Origin of the sequence: Pseudomonas sp. JZ114 (assembly GCF_051027705.1) — a bacterium.
GTDB lineage: Bacteria > Pseudomonadota > Gammaproteobacteria > Pseudomonadales > Pseudomonadaceae > Chryseomonas > Chryseomonas luteola.
In genome coordinates this window covers 483,308-507,399 of record NZ_CP069257.1, presented here as the reverse complement: position 1 = coordinate 507,399, position 24,092 = coordinate 483,308, and the positions used below count along the sequence as shown (strand labels likewise).

General features: G+C 54.1%; 23 protein-coding genes and 3 pseudogenes. 12 read left to right on the top strand and 14 right to left on the bottom strand.

All coding sequences use genetic code 11. From position 1 onward, the window contains the following. Positions 1-103: 103 nt before the first annotated feature. The 4 genes from JQR90_RS21815 to JQR90_RS21800 form a co-directional block, all read right to left on the bottom strand. On the bottom strand, positions 104-304 hold the full coding sequence (locus JQR90_RS21815; RefSeq protein WP_073450513.1) for a hypothetical protein: 201 nt from the start codon (positions 302-304) through the stop codon (positions 104-106). Between the two features lie 182 nt (positions 305-486). Then, the gene (locus tag JQR90_RS21810) at positions 487-1,806 is read right to left on the bottom strand and encodes a nucleotide disphospho-sugar-binding domain-containing protein (protein WP_010799125.1); all 1,320 of its coding nucleotides are present in this window, start codon (positions 1,804-1,806) and stop codon (positions 487-489) included. Positions 1,807-2,230: 424 nt separating this feature from the next. Continuing rightward, entirely contained in the window at positions 2,231-2,683 is a 453-nt protein-coding gene (locus JQR90_RS21805; RefSeq protein ID WP_037031123.1) for a hypothetical protein, read from the bottom strand. 825 nt (positions 2,684-3,508) lie between these two features. Continuing rightward, a complete protein-coding gene (locus JQR90_RS21800; protein ID WP_010799122.1) occupies positions 3,509-3,913 on the bottom strand; it encodes a RidA family protein in 405 nt (134 codons plus the stop codon). Between the two features lie 140 nt (positions 3,914-4,053). Here JQR90_RS21800 and JQR90_RS21795 point away from each other — a divergent pair, with 140 nt between their 5' ends. Together JQR90_RS21795 and JQR90_RS21790 are read left to right on the top strand one after the other, a co-directional pair. Continuing rightward, a complete protein-coding gene (locus tag JQR90_RS21795; protein ID WP_010799121.1) occupies positions 4,054-4,998 on the top strand; it encodes a LysR family transcriptional regulator in 945 nt (314 codons plus the stop codon). 610 nt (positions 4,999-5,608) lie between these two features. After that, positions 5,609-5,965, top strand: a complete 357-nt coding sequence (locus JQR90_RS21790; protein WP_073450512.1) for a DUF1090 domain-containing protein — start codon at positions 5,609-5,611, stop codon at positions 5,963-5,965. Positions 5,966-6,600: 635 nt separating this feature from the next. Here the strand turns inward: JQR90_RS21790 and JQR90_RS21785 are convergent. After that, complete coding sequence (locus JQR90_RS21785) at positions 6,601-7,605, bottom strand: NAD(P)-dependent oxidoreductase (RefSeq protein ID WP_434140800.1); 1,005 nt, start codon at positions 7,603-7,605, stop codon at positions 6,601-6,603. A gap of 108 nt (positions 7,606-7,713) precedes the next feature. Between JQR90_RS21785 and JQR90_RS21780 the strand changes: the two genes are divergently transcribed. Further along, a complete protein-coding gene (locus JQR90_RS21780; protein ID WP_244294422.1) occupies positions 7,714-8,328 on the top strand; it encodes a TetR/AcrR family transcriptional regulator in 615 nt (204 codons plus the stop codon). 102 nt (positions 8,329-8,430) lie between these two features. On the opposite strand, the gene JQR90_RS21775 is transcribed toward JQR90_RS21780, so the two are convergent. From JQR90_RS21775 to JQR90_RS21760, 4 genes are all read right to left on the bottom strand, one after another. Beyond that, positions 8,431-10,017 carry a 3-hydroxybutyrate oligomer hydrolase family protein gene (locus JQR90_RS21775; RefSeq protein ID WP_073450509.1) on the bottom strand — a complete coding sequence of 529 codons (1,587 nt, stop codon included), beginning with the start codon at positions 10,015-10,017 and terminating at the stop codon, positions 8,431-8,433. 103 nt (positions 10,018-10,120) lie between these two features. Continuing rightward, positions 10,121-11,428, bottom strand: coding sequence for a CitMHS family transporter (locus JQR90_RS21770; protein WP_073450508.1), 1,308 nt, complete (start codon positions 11,426-11,428; stop codon positions 10,121-10,123). Positions 11,429-11,511: 83 nt separating this feature from the next. Beyond that, the gene (locus tag JQR90_RS21765; RefSeq protein WP_181123512.1) at positions 11,512-11,835 is read right to left on the bottom strand and encodes an AtuA-related protein; all 324 of its coding nucleotides are present in this window, start codon (positions 11,833-11,835) and stop codon (positions 11,512-11,514) included. Then, complete coding sequence (locus tag JQR90_RS21760; RefSeq protein WP_073450506.1) at positions 11,835-13,184, bottom strand: acyclic terpene utilization AtuA family protein; 1,350 nt, start codon at positions 13,182-13,184, stop codon at positions 11,835-11,837. The genes JQR90_RS21765 and JQR90_RS21760 overlap by 1 nt, the downstream gene beginning before the upstream one ends. 100 nt (positions 13,185-13,284) lie before the next feature. Between JQR90_RS21760 and JQR90_RS21755 the strand changes: the two genes are divergently transcribed. Together JQR90_RS21755 and JQR90_RS21750 are read left to right on the top strand one after the other, a co-directional pair. Then, positions 13,285-14,178: a LysR family transcriptional regulator gene (locus tag JQR90_RS21755; protein ID WP_073450505.1), complete on the top strand. Its 894-nt coding sequence runs from the start codon at positions 13,285-13,287 to the stop codon at positions 14,176-14,178. A gap of 274 nt (positions 14,179-14,452) precedes the next feature. After that, positions 14,453-14,626, top strand: a complete 174-nt coding sequence (locus JQR90_RS21750) for a hypothetical protein (RefSeq protein ID WP_167670415.1) — start codon at positions 14,453-14,455, stop codon at positions 14,624-14,626. Positions 14,627-14,756: 130 nt separating this feature from the next. Here JQR90_RS21750 and JQR90_RS21745 read toward each other — a convergent pair whose 3' ends face one another. Further along, positions 14,757-15,509 (bottom strand): SDR family oxidoreductase, encoded by a 753-nt coding sequence (locus tag JQR90_RS21745; RefSeq protein ID WP_073450504.1) that lies wholly within the window; start codon positions 15,507-15,509, stop codon positions 14,757-14,759. Positions 15,510-15,608: 99 nt separating this feature from the next. Between JQR90_RS21745 and JQR90_RS21740 the strand changes: the two genes are divergently transcribed. Next, complete coding sequence (locus JQR90_RS21740; RefSeq protein WP_073450503.1) at positions 15,609-16,514, top strand: AraC family transcriptional regulator; 906 nt, start codon at positions 15,609-15,611, stop codon at positions 16,512-16,514. Positions 16,515-16,623: 109 nt separating this feature from the next. On the opposite strand, the gene JQR90_RS21735 is transcribed toward JQR90_RS21740, so the two are convergent. Then, complete coding sequence (locus JQR90_RS21735; RefSeq protein ID WP_073450502.1) at positions 16,624-17,493, bottom strand: SDR family oxidoreductase; 870 nt, start codon at positions 17,491-17,493, stop codon at positions 16,624-16,626. A gap of 175 nt (positions 17,494-17,668) precedes the next feature. Here JQR90_RS21735 and JQR90_RS21730 point away from each other — a divergent pair, with 175 nt between their 5' ends. Then, the gene (locus JQR90_RS21730) at positions 17,669-18,562 is read left to right on the top strand and encodes a LysR family transcriptional regulator (protein ID WP_073450501.1); all 894 of its coding nucleotides are present in this window, start codon (positions 17,669-17,671) and stop codon (positions 18,560-18,562) included. 51 nt (positions 18,563-18,613) lie between these two features. Beyond that, on the top strand, positions 18,614-18,781 hold the full coding sequence (locus JQR90_RS21725) for a DUF4113 domain-containing protein (protein ID WP_230382274.1): 168 nt from the start codon (positions 18,614-18,616) through the stop codon (positions 18,779-18,781). Between the two features lie 12 nt (positions 18,782-18,793). Here JQR90_RS21725 and JQR90_RS21720 read toward each other — a convergent pair. The 3 genes and pseudogenes from JQR90_RS21720 to JQR90_RS21710 all read right to left on the bottom strand — a co-directional run. Next, positions 18,794-19,042 (bottom strand): annotated as a pseudogene (locus JQR90_RS21720) (DUF1654 domain-containing protein). A 106-nt stretch (positions 19,043-19,148) separates the two neighbouring features. Further along, positions 19,149-19,475 carry a hypothetical protein gene (locus JQR90_RS21715; RefSeq protein WP_434156956.1) on the bottom strand — a complete coding sequence of 109 codons (327 nt, stop codon included), beginning with the start codon at positions 19,473-19,475 and terminating at the stop codon, positions 19,149-19,151. Positions 19,476-19,545: 70 nt separating this feature from the next. Further along, positions 19,546-19,773 (bottom strand): annotated as a pseudogene (locus JQR90_RS21710) (UvrD-helicase domain-containing protein); the annotation flags it as partial. 120 nt (positions 19,774-19,893) lie between these two features. On the opposite strand from JQR90_RS21710, the pseudogene JQR90_RS21705 reads away from it, so the two are divergent. The 4 genes and pseudogenes from JQR90_RS21705 to JQR90_RS21690 all read left to right on the top strand — a co-directional run. Next, a pseudogene (locus tag JQR90_RS21705) lies at positions 19,894-20,084 on the top strand (FKBP-type peptidyl-prolyl cis-trans isomerase); the annotation flags it as partial. Between the two features lie 242 nt (positions 20,085-20,326). Further along, positions 20,327-21,007 (top strand): TetR/AcrR family transcriptional regulator, encoded by a 681-nt coding sequence (locus JQR90_RS21700; protein WP_073450499.1) that lies wholly within the window; start codon positions 20,327-20,329, stop codon positions 21,005-21,007. 420 nt (positions 21,008-21,427) lie between these two features. Then, positions 21,428-22,975: an ABC transporter ATP-binding protein gene (locus tag JQR90_RS21695; protein WP_073450498.1), complete on the top strand. Its 1,548-nt coding sequence runs from the start codon at positions 21,428-21,430 to the stop codon at positions 22,973-22,975. A gap of 13 nt (positions 22,976-22,988) precedes the next feature. Next, a complete protein-coding gene (locus tag JQR90_RS21690) occupies positions 22,989-24,089 on the top strand; it encodes an ABC transporter permease (RefSeq protein ID WP_073450526.1) in 1,101 nt (366 codons plus the stop codon). The last annotated feature ends 3 nt before the right edge of the window (positions 24,090-24,092 follow it).

The following is a 24,092-nucleotide window of genomic DNA, read 5'->3' as shown; positions in this document are numbered from 1 at the left end:
CCGATTAACGCACTAATCGGAAATTCATGACCTGCAGTACAAACTATCCACGTCTTACTCCTGCGATCAATTTCTGCTTCATAAAGATGAATGACTGACGTTTTTAGGATGAGCCTGGTGGTGCCTCGCTAATAACTCGACAGCCTTTACGCAGGCGAATCTCTTCGTCAGAGGGTCTAATCGAGACAAACCTGAATTCAAGATTGTCATAGTTTTCAAGATATCCCCACTCAAGACTCAATTCATTTTGTTCTTGTTCAGGTGGTTTTGCCCACCAAGGTTCACGACTGATCAACTTCGCCATGGTCTCTACCTGATATCTCTGTACAGTAAACATCAGCGAAACGGTTTTTTGATAATGTCTGCGTTACAGATTAGCTGGTTGAGCCTCGTACAACTGCAGACATAAGGTTGGAACGTTCCCTGTTAGTGCTCTGACCACCTTATCTCTTTCGATAAGCTTTTAGGTTTAAAGATCTCGCTCAGTCATGGGCTTGAAAGTGATAACTCAGACTGGAAAAAAGAATCAACCGCCTGTTTAAGTGCTAAGGCCGGATCGAGTTCCCTATACTGTTGACTCAATATCATCGCGGCCCTTTTGAATCGCGCTTCTCTCAAAACCGTTGCGACGGCCGCTGATAAATCCTGCGTGTTGGGACGATCTGTTTTTAAGTTGATACCTGCACCTGCCCACGCTACCCGTGCTGCAACTTCTGCCTTGTCTTCCGAGGTGCCTGCAATCACAAGCGGAACGCCATGCCGCAATGCCTGTTGTACGCCACCGTACCCGCCGTTGGTAACCATGACATCGACGTACGGAAGCATCTGCTCATAAGGCAAATAGTCAGCCATGTAAGCATTTTGGGTAACAAATGGCTTGGTGTGCTCCCCTGGTTTACCGGCTGTAGCAATTACCAGCGCGTTACTAGCTGCAAGAGCATCAAGCGTTGGATATACCAGGTCCTCCAGGTTACGAGCTACGGTGCCTTGAGTGACAAAAATAACAGGCCGACACTCTGCTTTCGCTGCATCGACTTCACCCCACCAAGCTGGCAAAGAATAGGCTTGTACTTGGCTTGGCGCAGTACCTATCAATTTTACAGAGGGAGGAAGACAGGCTCCGGCATATTCCAATCCTGGAACAGTCATCTGCAGAAACACGTCTGGAAGTAGCGTGGTGGCATCCATAAAGGAATAAGGCATAGGCCTTGTACCGAATGTGCCCAGGGCGGCATCAAGGGCTGCTTTTGAGCCCTGCATCGCCCTGCCAAAATTATTATTTAACTGTAAATACTGCTTTCTTTCCTCTTCGGTGGAGGCTGGAGGAAGACCTTTTCCAAAGGGTGCCAAATGGCCTGCACTGAGCATTAGGGGCGTTATCCCGAGTGAGATCAAGCCGGCAGGTCGTGTGCCAGACGATAGCAGCTTAAATGGCCATCCTCCTGCAAACATATGATTGGTTATGAGCACAGCGGGCTCATCACTTTCCTCTAGTACAGCTTGAACTGTCTTGGTCTGGTCGGCTAACGGCTCGATAAACAGGACACGAAAGTCAAAGTCGAGCAGCTCTGGCCCCGGCCCCAGCTTTTTACGGTCAGGAAAGGTTTGGTTAACGTCACGCGCATCATAATCCGCTGTACCTTGTAAAGTGACATGTCGGATACCTTCGCGCTCAACACGTTCTTTTGACGCGGACCCTGTAATAAAAGTGATGTCGTACCCCTGCTCTTTCAGACGCGGCAACAATGACAAAACGGGAAGTACATGACCTACTTGGGGTGTGGTTGCAACGATAATTCGAGGCATCAAATAACCTTAATCAATGGTGTATGAATCAAGGTATACCGGTCATCCATGACATTCTTACTAAGAATAAGTAAAGATATTCTGTATCTGGAAAGGATAGGTATGACGGAATGCTCACCAACACGTGGCTCCACGGAAATTCATGTTATGGGCTACGGTTAAATCTGCATTCAACGCTGTCACTGAATTGCTTGGTAGTGATGCTCAGAAAACGCAACGCGTACAGTGATTACTTGACAAGACCACCCTCTTCTTCACCCAGCCGTTGAGTCACAGAGCCGACCAGGTGGTCGCGCTGCCTGACATCAGTTAATCCAAATAGCTGGCCTTGTTGCCATTACTGTATGACTTAGCACGGCGATGCTACTGTATTCGTAACTTTCCAGTTGTTGAACAACGGCCTCATTCCCAAGTCCCGTCTGAGTCAACGTTGCGCTATGCGAATAGTCATAGGGGAGACTTTTTCGATCCGAGCGATAGTCAGGTCTCTGCACTGATCAATGTCAATCGAGCCGCCACCGCCCTGGCTGATATCTACGATATTGTTATTTCCAAAGGTAGTACTTTCTGCCGAGCTATATGTACCGGACTGGTTTACCCGAGGTGTATTCGCATCTCCAGTTTGATTGTAGCCAAACAAATCGCTTTCACCATATTGGGTTATCTCAGTCTGGTTATTATTACCTTGAGTATTGCCACGCCACCATCCTACTGCGCCACTCTGATTAGCCGACAACAAGTTTTTGTTGCCATTTTGTGTTACATCAACGCGACCACTCAGCCAACTGCCTTGCTGAATAGCAAGCTGAATCCCGTCATCCTGTTGAAAGTATTTAAGACTCACTTGATACTCACCACGCTGGTCGATTCTGATCACATTACCGTTACCAGCGGTAGTACCTATCAACTCCCCCGCCGCTATAGGCTATTTGCGATATAAATAGCTCATTGGTTGAGCCTTCCTATTTTGAGGTCTAAATGAGGCGTAGTTATAATTACCCGTCTGGTCAACGCCTGCCGAGCCTGACAAGCTGAGCAGGACATACTTCTATCGCCCTTTTGGTTGATCGCTCCATATGCTTCGTTACCTCCCTGTACCTCAATGGAGTTATGGTTTCTTGCTGCCTACCCAAAAATTATTTGAATAACGCGATTTTCCAAAGGCAATTTTGGTCTGATAGCCGCTTGACTAATAACGCGTTGTTTCAGGCTGTCTATCATCGCAGTGTTACCGTCCTGTATTAAATCAGCCGTGTTGCTGTCTGCAAGACAAGAAATGCTGAATGAGAGCAGAGCAACCATGAAACAAGGTTTGATAGTAGACATAAAGAGCCCCTGACTTTGCTATAACGCAGTAGATAGCGTGTGAGCAAACAGGTCGGGGCCAAAAGACATTAGCCGAGGCACTCTCTCTGCATAACAGGGTGTGAGCCTGTAACGACAAGATAGTAAAGCGTGTTTTGCTTACAATAACCATAAAGCGAGCCTTATGGTTGGCCGATTCTCAAGCAACGTAAATCAGGGCTATCACTCAACTGATCTTAAATTAAGCCTAACGCTATGTTGCAGGCCGTTAAAGCACAGCCTTCCCCATTTGTTTAATGATAAAACAGCTTTTTGACAAGCTCGGCAATATGTAGGCTGGGCTGCAGTAGAAAGTCAGTTCAATTGCCGAGCTTGCAGTAATTTTTCGCTACACAGTTCAGCTAGCAATAGCCTCTGGAAGTTTGGCGATGACCTTTATCTCAAATTGAAAGCCGTAGAGCCATGTAATGCCAATGCCGGTTAACGTCGGATAAGGTGCTTCTCCCCAGTATTCGGGCAGTACTTTCCAGATCATATCGAAGTGTGTTTCGGGATCAACGATGAAAACCGTTACGTCAATGACATCTTTGAACGAGCAGCCTGCTGCAGCCAGAATCGCGTTCAGATTTTCAAAAGCAAGCCGTACCTGGGCGTCTAGGTCCGGCTCGGGTGAGCCATCCTCACGACTACCAACCTGTCCTGAAACAAACAAGAAACCGTTGGAGCGAATCGCGGGTGAATACCGATTACGCTCATATAATGCCTGACGCCCAGCTGGAAAAACGACGTTGCGTGTGCTCATGGTTACTCTCCTGTGGCCGGATCGACCCGTTATGCCGATGTAGAGAGACTTTAGGGAACGCTTACCTGTTGAATAAACTAGCAAGCGCAGTCATCACTATTTGTAAAATCCAAATAATCTCCGAGACAGCAGGAACAGCGATGGATCGTTTTGATGCAATGCAGGCGTTTGCTCGCGTCGTGGAGGCAGGCAGCTTTACTAAAGCAGCCGAAACACTTCATATGAGCAAGACAAGTGTTACCCAACTGGTGCAGCAGCTGGAAGCCCGGTTACGCGTCAAGTTGCTCAACCGGACCACACGCCGTATCAATGTGACGGCCGATGGGGCCGCTTATTATGAGCGTGTGGTAAAACTGCTGGCAGATATGGATGATGCCGAAACGAGCTTATCCAGCGCCTCCTTGGCTCCCAGGGGCAGGCTACGGGTGGATGTTCCCAGCCCTTTTGCCCGTCTGGTTTTGATTCCTTCACTTCCAGCGTTTTACGAAAAGTACCCCGATATCCAACTTGATATGGGTGTCAGCGATCGTATGGTTGACCTTATTAGCGACAATGTGGATTGCGTTGTGCGTGGTGGCGAGATTACTGATCAGTCGTTGGTCGCTCGTCATATAGGCGATTTACGACTTAGGGTATACGCAGCGCCGAGCTATCTGAGACGCGCAGGGATGCCGCTACACCCTAGGGAATTGGAGGGCACTGACCATCGTATCGTAGGCTTTCACTGGGCACGCACCGGCAAGGTCTTTCCCTATGCCATGCACTCCGGTAACGAGAGCGTCAATGTCATGGGTCGTTATGCGCTTGCCGTTGATGATGGTAACGCCTACCTGGCAGCTGGGCTGGCAGGGCTAGGCCTTCTCTGGCTACCCGATTATATGGCTAGAGACTATCTGACTCGAGGCGAGCTGGTTCCGGTGTTTGAGAACTGGCGCCTCGATCCGATGCCAATGTACGTGGCGTTCCCCCCAAATCGGCATGTTAGCGCCAAGCTACGTGTGTTTATCGAATGGATCGTCGAACTGATGACACCCAACGAAGCAGCATCGGACAAGGGAACAGGCGCTACGAACCCTGCCAGTTGACATAGGATCCACCCACCTGAACCGTGTTTACCAGCAGTACCTTCTCTTTTCCCTCAAGGTCAAGCGGTTTCCCTACTCACGGCTCTGCTGCCGACCGGCATACACCTACATGACACAAAGCCCCGCACGGAAAACTAATCCAGGCCGGGTAATTTAGCATCTTGATTATTGTGGGCAGGCGCTGCGTGTTGAGTCGCTCGCTTAAGGTTCTCACACTAGCCTGCTTGATGTCGGCGAGGCACCGCCTAGCCATGACATATGGATGGGCTATCATCAGGACATGAGGAAAACGGACAGGCTATGCGCACTTGCGGATATTGCCGTAGAAACGATCACCTCTGACTGACCAGGCTGCGCCTCTTATCCGCTAGTAGCAGACTGCAAAGGCATCGACCGCCTAGACGGTTATACCGAGTCTTCTATCATCAAAAACGATACTCCATCCTTTGCTGGCAAGTTCAAAAGCCATTTAGCTGTACCGCTACGGCACGCTTTTACCCAACTCTTTGGATGTCATGATGACCACAAACTATGTAAAACAGTAATGTGCCCGTGATGCCATTTTCCTTTGCTAATCTTACTGCGAAGATTCACCGGAAGGAGGACACGGATGAGATATGCAATGGTTCTTTTATCTTTACTACTGACTTCTGGTCTGGCGCAGGCACAAGACTGCTCTCAAAAAGAAGTCGAGATCCAACGTCAACTTGAGAATGCCAGAGAACACCGTAACTCCGGTCGTATTCGTGGATTGGAAGCCGCACTCAAATCAGTACAGGAGAACTGTACCAACTCAGATCTGCGCGCCAAGCGGCAGCATGCCATCAATGATGCTCGTAACGAGGTTGCCGAGCGTAAAGCGGACCTTCAAGAAGCGATAGATAGCGGTTCGGCCGAAAAAATCAAGATACGCCAACATAAACTGGCGGAGGCCCAAAAAGAACTACGTGATGCATTAAGAGAGTGATGCTTTAAATGCTAAATGGCGGCGGGTGCCAACACTATAAAATGAACATCAGGGCTAATGTGCACAGCGATCATGTCTTGCGCTACGGCCTCGTCTAACCTGACACCAGGGTCAAATCGATCCGCGGCAATATCAACGAACCCATTATCGGAACCTTGATGATGGGATACTGGGGCAAAAGACTGGCAGCCCGTTGAAACATGTTTTCAAAGCTTCATCATTCAGCATCTCGAACCTGTTCCGTTGAGTCTAAAAGTTTGCCGCAGCAGGGCTAAAGTTCAAAGCTATTAGCCTATTGCTGTTAATCACGTTAAGCGAGAGCTTCCAGCAAGCCTCGGCAAGTCTACTGATGCAGTAATGGTGCATGGCAATCACCGAACTGACACGAATGAGCTTTTTCTATCGAGGGTACCTCCAAGTTAAAATTGCCAGTGTATGGCCGAGTTAAATGTCTAAACAGAAAATGGCGACTCGGCCATAAACGATGAAATCATCTGCTTGCCCCGATGCAAGTGCTCATGAAGCCACTCTTTATAAAACATCACGAATCGTTTCACTCAAGGCATCTACGTATTAGAAACAAGCCCGTATCGAAGCCGTCGGGACAACCTTTGGGCGTTGACTTGGTAGCCTCATTACACCTGAAGTTTACGTAGCTCACCCCCCTCCTCCCTTAAGCGATTCAAGTACGCGGTGGTACTCAGTAACTGGTAAGGGAAGTAAAGGCCCGGTGAGGTGGGCGGTTGACCGTCCAGCCCAAGCAGCCTTTCAAGGACCATTGCTACGCTAAGGCCTGTTAGCGGTGCCGCGCCTTCTGGATGGATGACGGCATGACGTGTGCGCAGTGGTTCGCCATTTAGGTCCTCACCTTCAAGCTCAATGATGATCTCGGTCGACATAGGTTTACCCTGACGTCGGGTTGAGCTAACCCCGATGCCCATATTGAACTGGATATTGGCTGCGCCTGTTGCGGCCCCTAGGCCAACGACGTCAATGGATGAAAACCCGGACGCTTCGATTTCAGTACCATCAACTGCACGAAAGCTGACCTTGGCATCCTCTCCTTCCCGCCAAACGTATACACCGCTACGCCGGGTCAGCGCGGCTGGCAGCATCCTGTTCAGGCGCTCAAAGTCGCTAGCAACAGTCGGGCCTCCGGTATCCTGTTCATCGACCAGCGCATTGATGCGTATGTCGTGCACGCGGCTAAACGCCCTGGCAATGCTCAGTGTGGATACCGTGGTAGCGCCCACCATCCATTCGTAACCGAGGACAATGGGTACAGCATTAGGCATGTGCATGTAGGTTGCGATTTCCGGCGCGATCTCGAAAATGCCAGATGAAATACTGAGATGAGGCACACCGTGCTTTTGGGCGTAGCGTAGCCCGGCAATAGCATGGTCCATATAGAAGACTACGACGCCGCTGACGGTGCGGTCTCCAAGACCCAGGTCTTCAGCGCCAGAGTCAATGACCACACCTTGCGCTCCGCCAATCTGTTCTGCGGCCCGCTGGGCCTTGGCAGCGTCGCGGCCGCCTATCAGCAGTGGTACATCAGGATAGGCTGCGCGCAGCGCCCGGGCAGTTTGATGACCAATTGCGCCAGAACCGCCCATTAACAGGATAGGATTAAGTGACATTACATGATCTCCTAGTTCTAAGCTTTAACCTACTACTGGTAGGTAAACTATCACGACTATCACTTATCTAAACCTACCATTGGTAGGTTTTTTATTCGGAATGATCAAGTGCAAAAAGGTACTGTGTGCTCCGCTACCCCCTCCTCTACACGCCGGCTTCCAAAAGCCGAACGGCGTAGACAATTGCTGGACACCGCATTGCTGATCGTGCGGGAGGAAGGAGCAGACCGGTTGACCTTGGGGTATCTCTCCGTCCGCGCAGGCGTCTCCAAACCGGTGGTCTATGATCATTTCGATACCCGCTCGAGCCTGTTGATCGAGCTCTACAGATGCATTGATATCGAGCGGGTTAACGCTTTCCGTGACGCAATGTCCTTAACCCCGCGGAGCCTTGAAGAAACTGCCCAACTCCTGGCAAGCGCCTACATTCAGTGCGCAGGAGACACAACCGACGAATTCTATGCAATAGGCGCAGCTCTGGCAGGCAGCGAAGAGAAAGCAGCAGTCTTTCAGGAGCTGTTGGATAACTGCGTGCAAATGTTCATAGCCGTGCTCAAACCTCACGCAGCTTTTTCGTCTGGCGAATTGGAGCGATGCTGTACGGGCCTTGTTGGCGCGGGAGAAGCACTCTCAGGCGCATTAGTACGAGGGCGCTATAGCAAGGATGAGGTGATTGACGCGTTCGCCTCCTTGATCCGGAACGCTTTGCCGGGCACTAATTGAGGCTGAAACATGAATGCGGCAGAACCGTGTTCTTATGCTTTCACAAGATATAGGCCAGCCGGTTGGATTTTCCAGCCAACTCCTTAACTCCTGCTCCAACATTTATGGATAGTAATGTCCAGCAGCGAGTCTACGCAGGCAGCGCGCACCATCCAGGTTATAGTCCTTGCGCCCGCTCCGGGCTGAAACAGACTCCGTGTCCCAATGTGGCCCTCTTGGATCTGCATCGTTGATCAGATCGATACTTCCAACCGGCGGGCCGCCTCCTGCATCAACAAACAAAGCCGCCAGTTCCTTATCCGTGGTGGCTCTTGGCCGAAAGCTTGAAGCATCGTGTGCGGCTATACTGTAGTTGCATAGATGGTCCTCTACGCCGAAGCGTCCCAGTGCCGTTATATACTTGAGTAACGTAGCGGTCGGGGCCACTCGAAAGCTAAAGGCCTGTTGATCATCTGCTTCAGGCTCCCAGCCTAGTGCATGTAGTTTGGCGAGCGCTTCCCTCGCCTGCTCTACTGGCTTATTGGCCTTGATCAAGCCTTGCTCAGAAAGAGACTGGCAGCGTTGAGCTGCATAAGCTATCTCGGTAGCGAAAGGAGCATTGGGAGTAGCAAGTACTGCACATGGCTGATAGAGGATGGCCTGAGAAAAATAATCAATTAGCGACCGCCCAACGCCCCGCCACTCACGGCCTGCCCGCTCGATACTGACCAAACCCGATGCCCTGGGCTGGACTTGTGGCTGGGCCGCAACAATACCGTCAATAATGCCGGCATGGTCGGCCTCACCTGCCAGAAGCGCTGCCCCGCCTCCATTGGAATTACCTGTCACTATAACCAGCGTATTGACGGACGAGAGTCTCTTAGCGCGCTCTGGTCGGGACCGGTTGATCCACCAGAAGACAAACTCAATGGAGCGAAGTACGTCTCTTCCCCAGGTCGCGTCTGGATTCAACCTGGAATGAGCGTGCTTGAACGCTAGTCGATCAGGATAATGCGAGAGATATTTCGCCCGTTCAGCCGTATGTAGCGGGGCTCTGAAATGAGCCTCTTGGCCAGCCATGAAGGAAGAAACCACACGACCATCGATCAGTTGAACCCGATTAGTAGCAAGATCATGCCAGCCATTTCCCTGGCCTTTATCGGTATACACCACTGCGCATCCACGATGCAGTCCCCATCCTCCTACACGGGGAACATCCTGATACAGTCGAGACGAGCCTGAAGCAGGTACCGCAAGAATACAGGGACTCTGCCAACTGAAATTCTTGGGGATATGCAGCAACATGGCCGCTGTTGCAAAGCCCTGCTGATCATCGGAATAAGCCAGCACTTCATCCCCTGCTACTCGCTCAGCATCTGCAACCACGCGCCCATCAATAAGTGTAGGACCGTAGAGTCGTCCCCATCCCTGACGTGGATCCTGTTTTGAATATAAGGCGTTACGGCGGAGTTCGTTTACAGTGGGGTGTGCCGCGTCCCGATAGCCAGGCGCCTCACCTAACCAGATGGCCTTTCCAAGGCCCGCTGTGAGCAGATCATCACTGATGCCATCGGTATGGCGAACCGAGTAGATCTTTAGCCATTGGAGACGATGGTCATGATGGGACGTTGCGTCTATCTGGGCAGCGTTTGCATACAAGGCAAACGATACGCCCAGACCTATTGCAAGAATACCCAGACGTTTTTGCATGAGATGCCTCTTCTTGGAGTTATCGGTCAACAGATGCAGGTATATGAGGGTTTGGTTGTGGCTCAAAGGCTTCTGAAGCGTTCGGGCCTGGCTGTATCAGTAGTCAGTAATGGACCGCGCCGCTGAGCACAGCAAATACCAACATGACCAGACTCACGCCCCAGGCCCAGAAAAAGGTAAAGGCAATGTGTTTGCGCAGCTCGACCTCGGCCAGGGCCAAGGCGAGATAAACGCTGGGTACTACGGGGCTAATGGCGAAACCAGTGTTCTCGCCAATGAGCATGGCACGCGCTACTGCCTCAAGCGGGACTCCAGCTGCCACCGCCACATCGCGTATCACGGGCAATAGGGCGAAATAGTACGCGTCGGGTGAGAAGATCATTCCCAGCGGTACACCAAATGCGCCAATAATCAGATGCAGGTACTGCGCCGCCCCCGCTGGTAGGGTATCTATCAGTGCCATGGCCATGCCGTCAGACATCTTTGCTCCCGCCAGAACGCCGAGCAGTACCCCGGCAGCCATCATGACCAGCACCATCTGCAGGGCGTCAGCGGCATGCGCCTTGATACGCTCGGTTTGGCTTTCCAGGGAGGTGAAGTTGAGCGGCAACGCCAGGCCTAGCCCCACCATGAAACAGGCATATAGCGGGAAGATGCCTGTAAACAGGCAAGCCAGGATTGCGGCGGTCAGGGTTACGTTTAGCCAGTAGCGTATCCCGCGTGGCGACAGGGCGTGCTCGCGCGCTTCCGGCTGAGCTAGGGTCAGGTCAAAGCTTGATGCCGCCCCCAGGGATACTGGCAGTTGACGTTGCGCTCGCAGACCGAGCCAGGCAGCGATAAGCAGTAAGCAGGCAAACCCAACCAGTTGCACAGGTATCAGCCCCAGCCACAATTGGGTGGCATCGAGCCCAGTAGTAGCGGCTGCGCGGGCAGTGGTTCCCCCCCAGGGCACCATATTGCCTACCCCGGCAGTGGTGCCAACCAGCATTAAAAGCATAGTGGGACTCATATTCATGCGTTTATACAGGGGCAACAGCGCCGGGATGGTCAGCAGAAAGGTAGCCGCACCAACACCATCAAGGTGAACCACTGCGGTAACCACCACTGTTACCAAAGCAACCAGCAGTGGTTTGCCACCTGTACAGCGGATCAGCAAGTTGACTAGAGGATCAAACAGGCCGCGATCTCGCATGATGCCGAAATAGAGAATGGCAAACAAAAACAGCGCAGCAGTTGGCGCAACCGTGAGCAGACCATTTTTGATAAACGCGCCGATTTCAACGGGGGAAAAACCAGCCAGAAGACAGATGGCGACAGGAATTGTAGTAAAGGCCACGACCGGGCTGATTCGGCGCAACAGTATCAGCACAATGATGCTGAGCATCATGGTGAAACCTAGTGCGGTGATCATGTTTTGAACCTCGGTATTTGTTTTTATTGTGGGGTCCGACCCGATGGTCCTGGCCGGCAGGTCGAAGAACAGGCGCAGGCAGATCAGTCAGGAGGTGGTAGACGCATCGACAACAAAAGATAACTCAGGCTCTTGCCGTGCCGGTCAAGACCAGGGCTGCGATTGACCCCTCCCTCCAGAGCGTCCTCCAGGACAAAGTTAAGCGCTTGTAGCGAATCGACTGCATAGCGCTTGACGTGTGATGGCCGGCGGCTGGCAAACTGCGTAGCGACGCGCTCGGCCGTCAGTTCCTGCTTGAGCCATTCGTAGTGGGCCGCGTCCAGTGGAAACACCGCAATGCTGAGGATATTGCCCTTGTCGCCTGCGCGAGCATGAGCAACGTCGGCAAGAGTGACAGTTGCATTCATCAGTACCACTCCAGACGTGTGTCAATTTCAGCGCGTGGAATCAGAAAGCTGCGCGTAGTAAGGGATTCACCAAGGTGTCGGCGTACGCCACCTCCTCCAGCCGGACCGTTTGTATAAAGCGCCTCCACTTCAGCGAGCAACCTCTCAAGCAGCACCCGATCATGATGGACCAGACCGACCCGGGTTCGCACGTCCTCGACATGAGGCGCCTGCACAAGACATTTGCCCAGGTAATCGCCACGGGTATCATTAAAGAGGCTGGCAACACCAGCAAGATCAATCCATGGCTCCACCCCGGGGGCAAGTCGGTCAAACCGTTGCAGGAGGATCTCACGGGCCAGATTGGCTCGGGCCACAGCGCCAGGCCCGGCGTAGGATATCTCCGCCTCGCCAAACCACAGCCCGCGCATCCCGGCCAGGCCTTTAAGCTGCTCCGGGCGTGGGTGCCCCTGAATACCACTAACGGCCACGCGATCGGCTGCCAGAGTGCTCACCCTGACCTCGCTTAGATCCAGGATGACGTCAGGTGTAAGGTAGCGACTTGGATCATGCACTTCATAGAGCAATTGCTCCTTGACCGTGCGCTCGTTAACGAAACCGCCGGAGCCAGCCGACTTGGTAATCACAAGGCTGCCATCGGCACAGATCTCGGCAATGGGGCACCCCAGCTCGGCCAGATCGGGTACGTCCTTTAGGCCAGGATGAGCAAAGTAGCCGCCGGTAATCTGGGTGCAACACTCCAATAGATGCCCGGCTACGGTAGCGATTGCTATCTTCTGCCAGTCATCGGCAGCCCAGCCGAGTCCATGCCGGATCGGGCCAACCGCCAACGAGGGATCGGCGACTCGGCCGCAGAGCACAATAGCTGCCCCTTCAGTCAAGGCCTGGGTAATTCCGTCGGCACCGGTATAGACATTGACCGAGACAAGGTCGTCTTGCACGCCGTCCAGGTTCAGCCACTGACCAAGACGCTGACGATCCATACCAAGCAGATCATCACCAAGGACACAGGCTATTTTCAGCCCGGGATAGTTTCCGCCAAGTCTGGCACGCAGGCGCTCGGCCGCTGCCCGCGGATTGGCCGCGCCACCATTGGTAATAATCGGTATCCTTGCTTCTATGCAGATATCGAGCACAGGCTCAAGAAAGTCGAACAGCCGTGCGGCATAGCCGGTGGCAGGATCGGCCTGCTTGCGCAGCTGGGCCTCCGCTAACGTGCGCTCGGCCAGCAATTCAAACATCAGGTAACGTTGCCCTGAACGGCGAGCCAGGTCCTCCGCAAGCTGTCGCCCCGTGTCAGGGCGGTCATTGGCGAAGCCCGCCCCACAGCCGATATGTATTGTTGTCATTGCTTCGGACTCAACATGGGTTCCAGGTCATAGTGCAAGCAAATATACTTTTCTGTAAATTTTAAATATTCTAATAATTAATCCACTTATTTTATTAATTATGGATATCAACTTCCGGCAACTACGTGCTTTTGTTCTGATTGCAGAGACCTCCAGCTTTACTCGTACCTCTGAGCAGTTACACCTGTCTCAGCCAGCACTGAGCTACAGTATCCGCAAGCTGGAAGAAGCGGTTGGCTTGCAATTACTGGCACGTAATACTCGGAGTGTAGAACTGACCCCGGGCGGAGAACATTTCCTGTCGCAGGCCAGGCGGATGCTGAGCGATATGGATAATGCTGTACGTGACGCTCGTGAAACACTAAGCCTGAGTCGAGGAACGATCCGCCTGGCCGCACTTCCCACAGCGGCGGCCTCGTTTCTTCCAGCAGTCATTGCTGCGTTTATGGGCGATCATCCAGGGGTGCAGGTATCGCTGCGTGATGGACGGGCAGGAGAAGTCAGGGCCTGGGTTCAGAGCGGTGAAGTGGATGCAGGCATCACCTCACTGCCCGAGGATCTTTCCGGCCTCAGCTTTGAAGCGCTGGTAAATGACAATCTGGTGTTGCTGGCTCCGCGGGGCAGGATCTCAGATGGGAAAAAAAGGCCGCAGGTGTGGCAGGAGCTGCCCTATATCGCACTGACACCAGATACCAGCATCCGTCCATTGGCTGACGCTGCTTTGCATTTACTAAAGGTGCCTGCCGAGCCCGCCTGGGAAGTAGCACACATGAGTACTGCCGCTGCGCTAGTGCGTGCTGGCCTTGGTTTTTCTTTGCTGCCGGCAAGCTGCACAGCGTTTCTTCGGGTCGACAACGAACTATTAGTGGTTCCCTTGAAGCAGACTGGACAACGCTCCCTGGGTTTCCTGCAGAAGAAGCCTATTAGACATACGCCATCAATGCGGGCCTTTATGGTTTACCTGACCCGCCAATTGGCAGCGAACGCAACCTGAGCGTTCATGTACCACGTTTCCTCTTACCTTCTGGTCCAGTCAAGAAACCTGTCGCTGGCCTTTTCATCCTTACCATCGGCATCACCGCACCGGCTGTACTCGGGTTTGGGCTATGGGATTTGAACAAGCGCAAGTAGATTAGATATACAGAATATACATCCTTATTTCACGAAAATACCCGCTTTTTCGTAGCCAGATTTATTGGCCCGGGTGGACTTGCATCAGCAGATTTGTAGGGCAAGGTGGAGTTATCGGACACGGCCAGGAGCCCGCGATGACCGCCTTCCAACCTATACAAGACACCTTTGCCTTCCCTCAAAGTGAGGTTGCAGTCCAGCTGCCCGAGCGCTCACTGGAGCAGAAGATCGAGGGGGCTGTGCAGGCCATCACCGCGCTGATCGGGCAAGGTTGGCATCCGATCGTGGCCTGGAACGGTGGCATTACATGAGCAGGTAGAGCGCGAGGCGTTGTGCTTGAAAGAGGTGCTCCTGACTTCGGAGGAGTCTACCTGTAGCCATGGCCTGAACTGACACATCAGCGCAGGCTATGGTGCATACCAGCCTGAAAAAGCAGGTTGATCATGAGCACACCTGCTCGCTCATCAGGGCAACGGCATCCTCACCGGCCATAATGCGCATGGGTGAAGCCGGATCGTTTGCCGCACACCATACCGCCTCGGCAACGTCCTGGGCTTTAGTTATCAAGGTCGATTGTGACCATTCAGCAAAGACCTGCTGCGCCAGGTCGGCATAGGCAGCAGGAATACTGTCTTGCATTCGGGGCTGGGCGTTCTTGCCAAAATCAGTCTCAGGTGCGCGGCCTGGAAGCACAAGACGCACCCGCACGTTGAACGGTTCAAGCTCGAGTGCTAGAGACTCGGTGAATGCATTCACTGCTGCCTTGCTTGCCGTATACACGCTTAGCAGCGGTAATGACATGGTCGTTACGCAGGAGGTGACGTTGATGATAACGCCTTCTCGACGCTGTCGGAATTGCGGTAGCACGGCTTGAGTCATCGCTATGGTGCCAAGGGTATTGGTTTCGAAGATACTGCGGATGACGTCCATTGAGCTTCCTTCAAGGGCGCCCAGCAAGCCAACCCCCGCATTATTGACCAACACATCTATCGGCCCTGCGGCCTCAATCGCCTGTTGAATACTGACCGGGTCCGTTACATCCAAGGCAAGTACACGAATGTTTTTTGACGCTGAAAAAGGGCTTTTTTCCGGAGTGCGCATAGTTGCAATGACCTTCCAGTTCCGCTCAAGAAAATACTGAGCAGTGGCCAGGCCGAAACCGGAAGAGCAACCAGTAATCAGTACGGTTTTCATGTGTAGCTTCCATCAGGTGATTGACAGGAGTGGAACAATAAGCTGTTCTGCCCGGACCTTAAATCCCTATAAATCCGGAAATCTTTTGCAGGAGTCCGAATGTCTGACCCGCTCACCGAGGTGGTAACCCTGCTGCAACCCCGCGCCGCTTTATCCAAGGTTATCAGCGGTGCTGGAGCATGGCGCGTTTGCCGAACGGACAATGGCCAACCGTTCTACTGTGCAGTATTTGAAGGAGAATGCAGGTTGTCAGTGACAGGGCATCCAACGATTACCCTGAAAGCCAGTGACTTTGTCCTTATTCCCGCGGCGTATGATTTCACGATGGCCAGCCTTGAACCGATGAGCGACGAGGACGCCTATACCGTACCTGTGGAACTACGATCACAGAACTTTCGGGTTGGCACGTCTGGCGTTCCAGCCGATGTTCAATTACTGGTCGGCCATTGCACATTTGATTCTCCGGATGCAGCTGTGCTGGCATCACTGCTGCCGCAATGGGTGCATGTTCACGGTGAGCGCCGGCTGGCGACGTTGGTGGAGCTGGTAGCCGAAGAAGCACATGGGAAGCGGCCAGCGCGGGATGTTGTCCTGGCGCACCTCGTAGAGGTACTTTTCATCGAAGCCTTGCGCTCCGCCACGAATATAGCCGCTTCGCCTGGGCTCCTGCGAGGGCTCGCTGACGAACGATTGGCTGTAGCAATCCGGCGAATGCATCAACATCCACACAGACCCTGGACCGTTATGCAACTGGCTAAGGAAGCTGCACTCTCCCGCTCGACGTTTTTCGAGCGATTTACCCAGACGCTTGGCACAGCGCCTATGGCGTACCTGCTCACGTGGCGTATGGCGTTGGCCAAACGGCTACTACAGCGTCAGGACAGTAGTATCACTGAGATTGCTCAACAGGTGGGGTACAGTTCAGCGAGCGCTTTCAGTGTTGCGTTTAGCCGATATACAGGGCTTTCCCCCGCGAGGTATTCACGAGGGGAGCTGAGTAAATAAGGCTAAACAGGGCAAGCTGCGTCTAGCCTAGGTGCGTTTGCTCAACCTACGTGATCCCTTAAGGTTGATAAATGAAGGACTTTCCAGGCTTATAACTTGCCGCATCCCGTCAGGCCGAGCGTGCAAGTTGGGTAGCAAAGTCTCGATAGGAGTAGAGTTCTCGCCCCAGGATCCTACGTAAACGCTCTACATCGCCGCTTTCTGGAATCAGTCCGTCAGTAACATAGCGCTCGGCCATAAGGCGCATTTCATAGGCCATCCACTTTGGCATGACATTGGCCATATTCTGTTCAAAACCAGAGGGGTCATCGCCGCCATAGATAACCGGGCGATGCAGTACATCTGTCCAGATAGCAGCCACATCCTGTCCCGTCAGCGTATCGGGCCCTACCAGATTAATAGTTTCGATCGGCAGCTCAGCCGGCAATCGGTCTCGACGGAGCAGTTCAAGGGCAGCAACTTCAGCGATGTCACGGACGTCGACCATGGCGATGCCTTTGCTGCCGATGGGCATTGGATATACACCATGGCTTAGGATCGCCTCCTGAACCATTACCTCATTGTCAATAAAGTAAGAAGGACGAAGGATGGTAGCGCTAAAGCCCATGGCCTTGATCATACGCTCGGCACCTAACTTGACCGCAAAGTGAGGTACGTTTACGAAGCGATCAGCATGTATAACCGACAGATAGACCACCCGCTTAACGCCCGATTCCCGGGCAATATTGAGCGCGACAAGCGCCTGAGTGAATTCGTCTGGTGCCACTGCATTGAGTAGAAAGAACGTAGAGATGCCAGCGAAGGCCTGGCGAAGCGAGCCGACATCAAGCATTTCACCTTGCACAACTTCAACCTGCGCAGGGAAATCTGCGCTTGAAGAATTGCGCACGAGAACGCGTACCTCTGCATTGAGTTCGAGCAGCTGCTTAACAACTTGGCGACCAGCTCTGCCGGTGGCGCCGGTAACAAGGATAGTCATGATAGTTCTCCGTGGTTGATTTGACTGACGGTTACACTATCAATGGTTTTATTTTGATCCGAAAGACTATAAAAGTAGACTCAGTGTTCCATACATGGGACAGTCAATTCAGATGTGTTAATGAATCTGCACTGAGGTACTTAAACGCTGTAGCACAGTGTTATAGGTGAACCAGATGGATCTTCTTGCTCTTACAGATTTCAATCTTGTGGCTCGACACGGTGGATTTGGTCGCGCTGCCCGCGCCTCTGGCCGGCCAAAGGCAACGTTGTCCCGGCGAGTAGCAGACTTGGAACGCAGTCTTGGTCTACGACTATTCGAACGTGGAGCCAGAGCGTTAAAGCTTACCGAAGAAGGAAAAGCGCTTTTTGAGCGTACAAGTGCGCTGCTGATCGAGCTTGACGAAACTACGGCGGCGATCGCGTCGGGTGGAGAACAGCCGAGGGGAACACTGCGAATCAGCGCGCCTCTTTTGTTTGCCCAGACTGCAATGGGCAAGCTTGCAGCTGGCTTTGTACTCAAGTTTCCGGAGGTTCGGCTTGAGGTCACCACGGAAGACAGGGCCGTCGACATGATCGAGGAAGGATATGATCTGGTGATTCGGGTTAATCCAGATAGAGACGAAAGCCTTGTAGGAAGAATTTTTCTGCGTGACCGGCTTGTGGTTGTCGCAAGTCCACAGCTTGCTCTACCGGTAGAAAATCTTGCTGTCCCGGCGGTAGTACGAGGATTTTCAAACCAGAGTCACGGGTGGGAAGTCAACTTATCAGCTGGCAAATCATGTATAGCGGTAAAACCAGTTCTCAGCCTGTCTTCGCTTGTCATGATCCACGATGCAGTCAGAGCGGGTGTTGGGGCTGGATGCCTACCTCTGTCTCTAATAAGCAATGATTTACTCGACGGGACGCTGGTGCACTGGGGTGATCTCGACGGACCAGAAATCGCGCTGTGGGTACTCTACCCATCGAGGCGTTTGTTGAGCGCCCGCGTCTCTGCGTTTCTCAACTATCTTAAAGAAGTATTCCCCACAGGCAGGCCAGACGAGCTGACAGCATTTATTGCGACGTAACGATTTTGATTTAAGTTGACTCTAGCCAATACCGATCGGCTCATGAGCATCATGAACACAACCAACCGCAGGCTTGGAAACGGTATGTCCTGGCCTGCGCGTATTACGGCTGAACCCGGCTGGGCCATGCGACGCGAGCTGATGAGCCAGAGCTACACCCCCGGCTGGATCAGCTTTGGACGGTGCGTAGTTGAGAGAGTCGCTTCGACCGGAGAGTGAGAGAAGGTACGGTCAACCTTCCTGCGGAACCGTCCAGAAGATCTGGACATTGCCATCATCGCGAAAGGCCAGGGTTACGTTATCGGTTTCCTCAAGCTCGGCCATGGCCTGCTCTCAAGCGTCATCCAGATCACTTTCAAGCCGCTCAAGCAGCACTGTCTTTGCACGCTGGGCAGCTGGACCGTTAATCACGCGCTGAAGACGCATTATCCGTACTTCATAGGGTTTGGATGGCGCAAGAGACGCTATTTTCTTTGCCATGCGCACAACCTTATACTGTATTTATTTACAGTATTACATGCCTCGCATCTAGATCAAGCTATTTCACAGGGCTGCTCCTGAACGCCAGGAGCCAATCGACCAATGTTCACTCTGTACGTGGCTTTCCGCTCACCAGCCGGTTCAACTCTGTACGAACCATGTTGTGATATTGCTGCGGCTCAAGCGCCTCGATCTGAGCGTCTGCCCAGGCCCGAAAGCCTGCCTTGCGCTTTTCCTTTTCGCTGAAAATTCTGCCTGCTTCGGCATAGCTGCGTTCGCGATTCTGCTGCCAGAAGGCAAACATCTCGGCCTTTTGGGCCTCAAGCGTGGCTCGATACTTGGCAGGGTGATTAGCAAGGTTCAAGGATAGTGTGGGGCTGGCACTGGACGCGATTTCCATGGGTACAAGAGACTCCTGATACAAGCGGCTCAATCATACCTGCCTCTGCGGCAAGGGTATGTCGGGCCAAGGCAGCCGTGGCCGAGAGGAAGGTAGGTACCTATTGGCGCGCCTGTGCCTCGCCGAAGAGGTACTGCCAGAATACCAGGACCCATTGTGATTACTCGCACAGGAGGGCGCAGGAGGCATTGGTGAACGAGATGAGAGTCAGCCGTGCCGGATCGATTCGCATGTGGCACAGCATGAGTACTATCCGCAGGACTAGGGTGTTGGACTTGCCCGAACCGGTGTCGGCAAATATCCGAGTTGTCACCTGCCGCCCCAGGATCATCGCCCGGATGCGCAGACCGCGCCGGCCGCCACGACCGCAGCGACCATGCGCTGCTGCGACGTAATTGGCCGAAGGCAAAAACACGCAATGAATGATGAACTGAGTATTTCTGACATCGAGCTGGGCCCCGGCAAGGAAGTCGTCAAGGGTTGGGCCTGAGTCTGATGGGGAGACGCGTCGGCGGCAAGCGCCATCTGTTCGTGCCGGCGCGTCTGGCTTGTGGCGAGCAGCATATCGGCACCCGTATTAAACCTAATTCCAATCTGCGGCTCGGGATCGAGCTGCTCGAAGTCATTACGCGGGACGGTTGACTTCACGTATCGTGCCTAGACGCGACGGTCGTGCTCCGAACTGTAATGCCTTACTTTGGGTCAGTGCCTCTATCTTCAATAGGCAACGCGCTCCGTGAAGCCGTGCTCCCATTAGCTCATTAGCTGCCCCGAAGAGGCGATTGGCCAAACCGGACTTTCGCGGTTCCTTATTGGCTCGCTATGATGCGCTGCCAGGGCACCGGACATAGTTCGACCCCCCTCGTATGTTCAGGTAAGTGATCATGAAGATAAACGAAGCCACCCCTTCACTTTATACCTCGACCAGCAAGCCGGCCGGGCGGATCCGCCAGAAGAACGAGGAGCTCATTTTGGCCGCGGCTGCCGAAGAGTTCGCCCGCTACGGCTTCAAGGGCACCAGCATGAAAGCCATCGCCCTGCGAGCCGAACTACCCAAGGCCAACCTGCACTATTACTTCAGCAGCAAGCTGGGCCTGTATGTCGAGGTGATGCGCGACATCCTAGAGCTCTGGGACAGTGCCTTCGATCAACTCACCGAGGAAGACGACCCGGCCACTGCCTTAGCGGACTACATTCGTACCAAAATGGAGTTCTCGCGCAAGCAGCCCCAGGCCTCGAAGATTTTCGCGATGGAAGTTATCAGCGGCTGTGAATGTCTGTCGGAGCATTTCAATCAGGACTATCGCAACTGGTTCCGCAAACGCGCGGCCGTCTTCGAGGCCTGGATCGCTGCCGGCAAGATGGACCGTGTTGATCCGATGCACCTGATCTTTCTTATCTGGAGCAGTACCCAGCACTACGCGGACTTCTCCGACCAGATCAAGCGCCTCACTGATAGCAAGCACATTACCAAAGCCGACTTCGAACTCGGCACGAAGACGCTTATCCAAGTTATTCTCAAGGGCTGCGGGCTGATGCCTTTGAATGCTGTACAAGTGGGTTGAGGCCAAACGGTTCCAATCGCGGCCAACGCGGAGCGCCGCCCGGTTTCCATACGAGGCGTCATGTGATTGTAGGAGGAGCTTTAGCCGCGATCCTGCTTGAAAACTACAGCTCCGCTGGAACATAGAAATTGTGGCTCAAGCCGCTCCGATGCGGGAAATGCAAAATCTATGGGAGATGCTTTAGCTACGATTCTTTAACGCAATGCTCCCAAGTAATCTCCATACTTCCATTCCGCCCCATTCTGAGGCGTTCATTAGCCTTCACATTCAATCAATAGCACCAAACCGGAGCAGCTCATTCGACTGGTCTCTCCCGACAAAAGGCCGCAAGCCACGGCACAACGGCTCCAGGTCATTTCCTGACCATCTGGCCAGCTTTTTGCTTAAGCTGACGTCACTAATATCGACTGGATAATCACCATGCTCGAGTCCTCCGACTGGTTGCGCCTGGAACTGCACGGCATCACCAAACGCTATCCAGGTTGCCTGGCCAATGATCGCATCGCCCTTCAGATCAAGCCTGGCGAAATCCATGCGCTGCTCGGGGAGAATGGAGCGGGCAAGAGCACGCTGATGAAGATCATCTATGGCTTGACGCAGCCCGACGGCGGCGAAATTCGCTGGGAAGGGGAGCCTGTTATCATGCGGGACCCAGCCCAGGCGCGGCAACGCGGGGTCGGCATGGTATTCCAGCACTTCTCTCTTTTTGAAACCCTGACTGTAGCGGAAAACATCGCTCTGGCCCTAGGCCGGTCGGCTGGAACACCGGGGCAGCTCGAACCAAAGATTCGTGAAGTCTCCCAGCGCTACGGCATGCCGCTAGAGCCACAACGGCTCGTGCACAGCCTGTCCATTGGCGAACGCCAACGAGTCGAGATCATTCGTTGCCTAATGCAGGACATCAAATTGCTAATTCTCGATGAGCCCACTTCTGTCCTCACACCGCAAGAGGCCGATGATCTGTTCGTCACGCTGCACCGCCTGGCCAGCGATGGCTGTAGCATCCTTTTTATCAGCCACAAGCTTGGCGAAGTCCGGGCCCTGTGCCAGCGTGCCACGGTGCTGCGGGGTGGTCGGGTTTCCGGTCATTGCGTGCCGGCCGAGTGCTCTGATCTAGAGCTTGCTCGGCTCATGGTTGGCGAGGCTGAGGGGCTGGAAGCGGAGTATCCCAAAGTCGAGGGCAAGACGCCGTTTCTGCAGGTGAGTGCCTTATCGTGGCACAACGCCGATCCGTTCGGCATGTCGCTGAAAGACGTGAGCTTTCAGGTGCGTTCTGGCGAGATCATGGGCATCGCCGGAGTCGCTGGCAACGGGCAGGACGAGCTGCTGGCACTGTTATCCGGTGAGCAACGTCTCTCAGCCAAGGACAGCCATTGCGTCTGCTTCGGCGAAAGTCCGATCGCGCACCTGCGGCCCGATGCCCGGCGACGGCTGGGCATGGCTTTCGTCCCGGCCGAGCGCCTCGGTCATGGCGCCGTGCCAGACATGAGCCTGACGGATAATGGCCTACTCACCGCTTTCCAGCAGGAGGGCCTGATCGGCAACGGCCTGATTCGCCATGGCAAGGTCCAGGCGTTTGCGCAACGCGTCATCGAGCGCTTCGCCGTGAAGACACCAAACACCGAAACGGCCGCTCGCAGCCTGTCCGGCGGCAACCTGCAGAAATTCATTCTCGGCCGCGAGATCCTGCAGCAGCCCAGGCTGCTGATCGCCGCGCACCCGACCTGGGGCGTGGACGTCGGCGCGGCGGCGGCGATTCATCGGGCGCTGATCGAACTGCGAGATGCCGGTGCGGCGATCCTGGTAATCTCCGAGGATCTCGAAGAGCTGTTCCAGATCAGCGACCGTATCGCGGCCCTGAGCCATGGCCGTCTTTCGCCGCCTGTGGCGACCGTACGTTGCACGCCCGGCGATGTCGGTCGCTGGATGGCTGGTCAATTCGACGCCCCTACTTCCGCTGCTGCCTGACGAGAACACCGCCATGCTGTTATCCCTCGAACCTCGTGGCCAGCGGTCCCGCGCCATGCTGTGGTACTCCCCGGTACTGGCCGGCCTGCTGACGTTGATCAGCGGCGCCCTGCTCTTTGCCATACTCGACCATCCGCCTCTGGAAACCCTGCGCATCCTGCTCATCGACCCGATCAGCGATCTTTACGGCGTCTCCGAACTGCTGGTCAAGGCATTGCCGATCCTGCTCTGTGCGCTGGGCCTGGCGGTGGTCTACCAGGCGCGTATCTGGAACATCGGCGCCGAGGGCCAACTGCTCATTGGCGCGCTGGCCGGCAGCACCGTGGCGGTCAATGTCATCGACTGGGCCTCGTCATGGGCACTGGTACTAGCTCTGCTCGCTGGCATCCTGGGCGGTGCGGCCTGGGCAGGGTTGTGCGCCTGGTTGCGCACGCAGTTCAACGCCAACGAGATCCTGACCAGCATCATGCTCAACTACATCGCGTTGAACCTCCTGCTCTACTGCGTGCATGGTCCGCTGAAGGATCCTCAGGGCTTCAATTTTCCCGAGTCGGCGATGTTTGGCGATGCCACACGCCTGCCGGTCATCATCGACGATCTGCGCGTACATGCCGGACTGTGCTTTGCCCTGCTCGCGCTGGTCGTGGTGTGGGTGCTGCTGCAGAAAAGTTTTCTCGGCTTCCAGATCAAGGTCCTTGGCCTGGACAAGCGCGCCGCCGGTTTCGTCGGCTTTCGCGAGAAACGGCTGATCTGGATTGCGCTGTTGTTCAGCGGGGCACTGGCGGGACTGGCCGGCGTCTGCGAGGTGACCGGCCCGATCGGCCAGCTGGTTCCGCAGGTCTCGCCGGGCTATGGCTACGCCGCGATCACCGTGGCCTTTCTGGGGCGGCTCAATCCGCTCGGCATCGTCTTCGCCAGCTTACTCATGGCCCTGCTCTATCTGGGCGGCGAGAACGCTCAGATGGCGGCCAATCTGCCAACCTCGATCAGCCAGCTATTCCAAGGCATGGTGCTGTTCTACCTGCTGGCGTGCGATGTACTGATCGTCTATCGACTGCGCCTGAAGGGCTGGCCCCGACGCGCGCCTCGACTCGAACACCAACCGGCCAGCTGACAG

Bases quoted from the DNA above. Each gene is read 5' to 3' on its own strand.
- JQR90_RS21730 (WP_073450501.1), top strand. From the start codon at position 17,669: ATGGATCTTCTTGCTCTTACAGATTTCAATCTTGTGGCTCGACACGGT.
- JQR90_RS21790 (WP_073450512.1), top strand. From the start codon at position 5,609: ATGAGATATGCAATGGTTCTTTTATCTTTACTACTGACTTCTGGTCTG.
- JQR90_RS21765 (WP_181123512.1), bottom strand. From the start codon at position 11,835: ATGAATGCAACTGTCACTCTTGCCGACGTTGCTCATGCTCGCGCAGGC.
- JQR90_RS21785 (WP_434140800.1), bottom strand. From the start codon at position 7,605: ATGTCACTTAATCCTATCCTGTTAATGGGCGGTTCTGGCGCAATTGGT.
- JQR90_RS21690 (WP_073450526.1), top strand. From the start codon at position 22,989: ATGCTGTTATCCCTCGAACCTCGTGGCCAGCGGTCCCGCGCCATGCTG.
- JQR90_RS21810 (WP_010799125.1), bottom strand. From the start codon at position 1,806: ATGCCTCGAATTATCGTTGCAACCACACCCCAAGTAGGTCATGTACTT.
- JQR90_RS21740 (WP_073450503.1), top strand. From the start codon at position 15,609: ATGTCTGACCCGCTCACCGAGGTGGTAACCCTGCTGCAACCCCGCGCC.
- JQR90_RS21745 (WP_073450504.1), bottom strand. From the start codon at position 15,509: ATGAAAACCGTACTGATTACTGGTTGCTCTTCCGGTTTCGGCCTGGCC.
- JQR90_RS21770 (WP_073450508.1), bottom strand. From the start codon at position 11,428: ATGATCACCGCACTAGGTTTCACCATGATGCTCAGCATCATTGTGCTG.
- JQR90_RS21700 (WP_073450499.1), top strand. From the start codon at position 20,327: ATGAAGATAAACGAAGCCACCCCTTCACTTTATACCTCGACCAGCAAG.
- JQR90_RS21795 (WP_010799121.1), top strand. From the start codon at position 4,054: ATGGATCGTTTTGATGCAATGCAGGCGTTTGCTCGCGTCGTGGAGGCA.
- JQR90_RS21725 (WP_230382274.1), top strand. From the start codon at position 18,614: ATGAACACAACCAACCGCAGGCTTGGAAACGGTATGTCCTGGCCTGCG.
- JQR90_RS21800 (WP_010799122.1), bottom strand. From the start codon at position 3,913: ATGAGCACACGCAACGTCGTTTTTCCAGCTGGGCGTCAGGCATTATAT.
- JQR90_RS21760 (WP_073450506.1), bottom strand. From the start codon at position 13,184: ATGACAACAATACATATCGGCTGTGGGGCGGGCTTCGCCAATGACCGC.
- JQR90_RS21695 (WP_073450498.1), top strand. From the start codon at position 21,428: ATGCTCGAGTCCTCCGACTGGTTGCGCCTGGAACTGCACGGCATCACC.
- JQR90_RS21755 (WP_073450505.1), top strand. From the start codon at position 13,285: ATGGATATCAACTTCCGGCAACTACGTGCTTTTGTTCTGATTGCAGAG.
- JQR90_RS21815 (WP_073450513.1), bottom strand. From the start codon at position 304: ATGGCGAAGTTGATCAGTCGTGAACCTTGGTGGGCAAAACCACCTGAA.
- JQR90_RS21750 (WP_167670415.1), top strand. From the start codon at position 14,453: ATGACCGCCTTCCAACCTATACAAGACACCTTTGCCTTCCCTCAAAGT.
- JQR90_RS21735 (WP_073450502.1), bottom strand. From the start codon at position 17,493: ATGACTATCCTTGTTACCGGCGCCACCGGCAGAGCTGGTCGCCAAGTT.
- JQR90_RS21775 (WP_073450509.1), bottom strand. From the start codon at position 10,017: ATGCAAAAACGTCTGGGTATTCTTGCAATAGGTCTGGGCGTATCGTTT.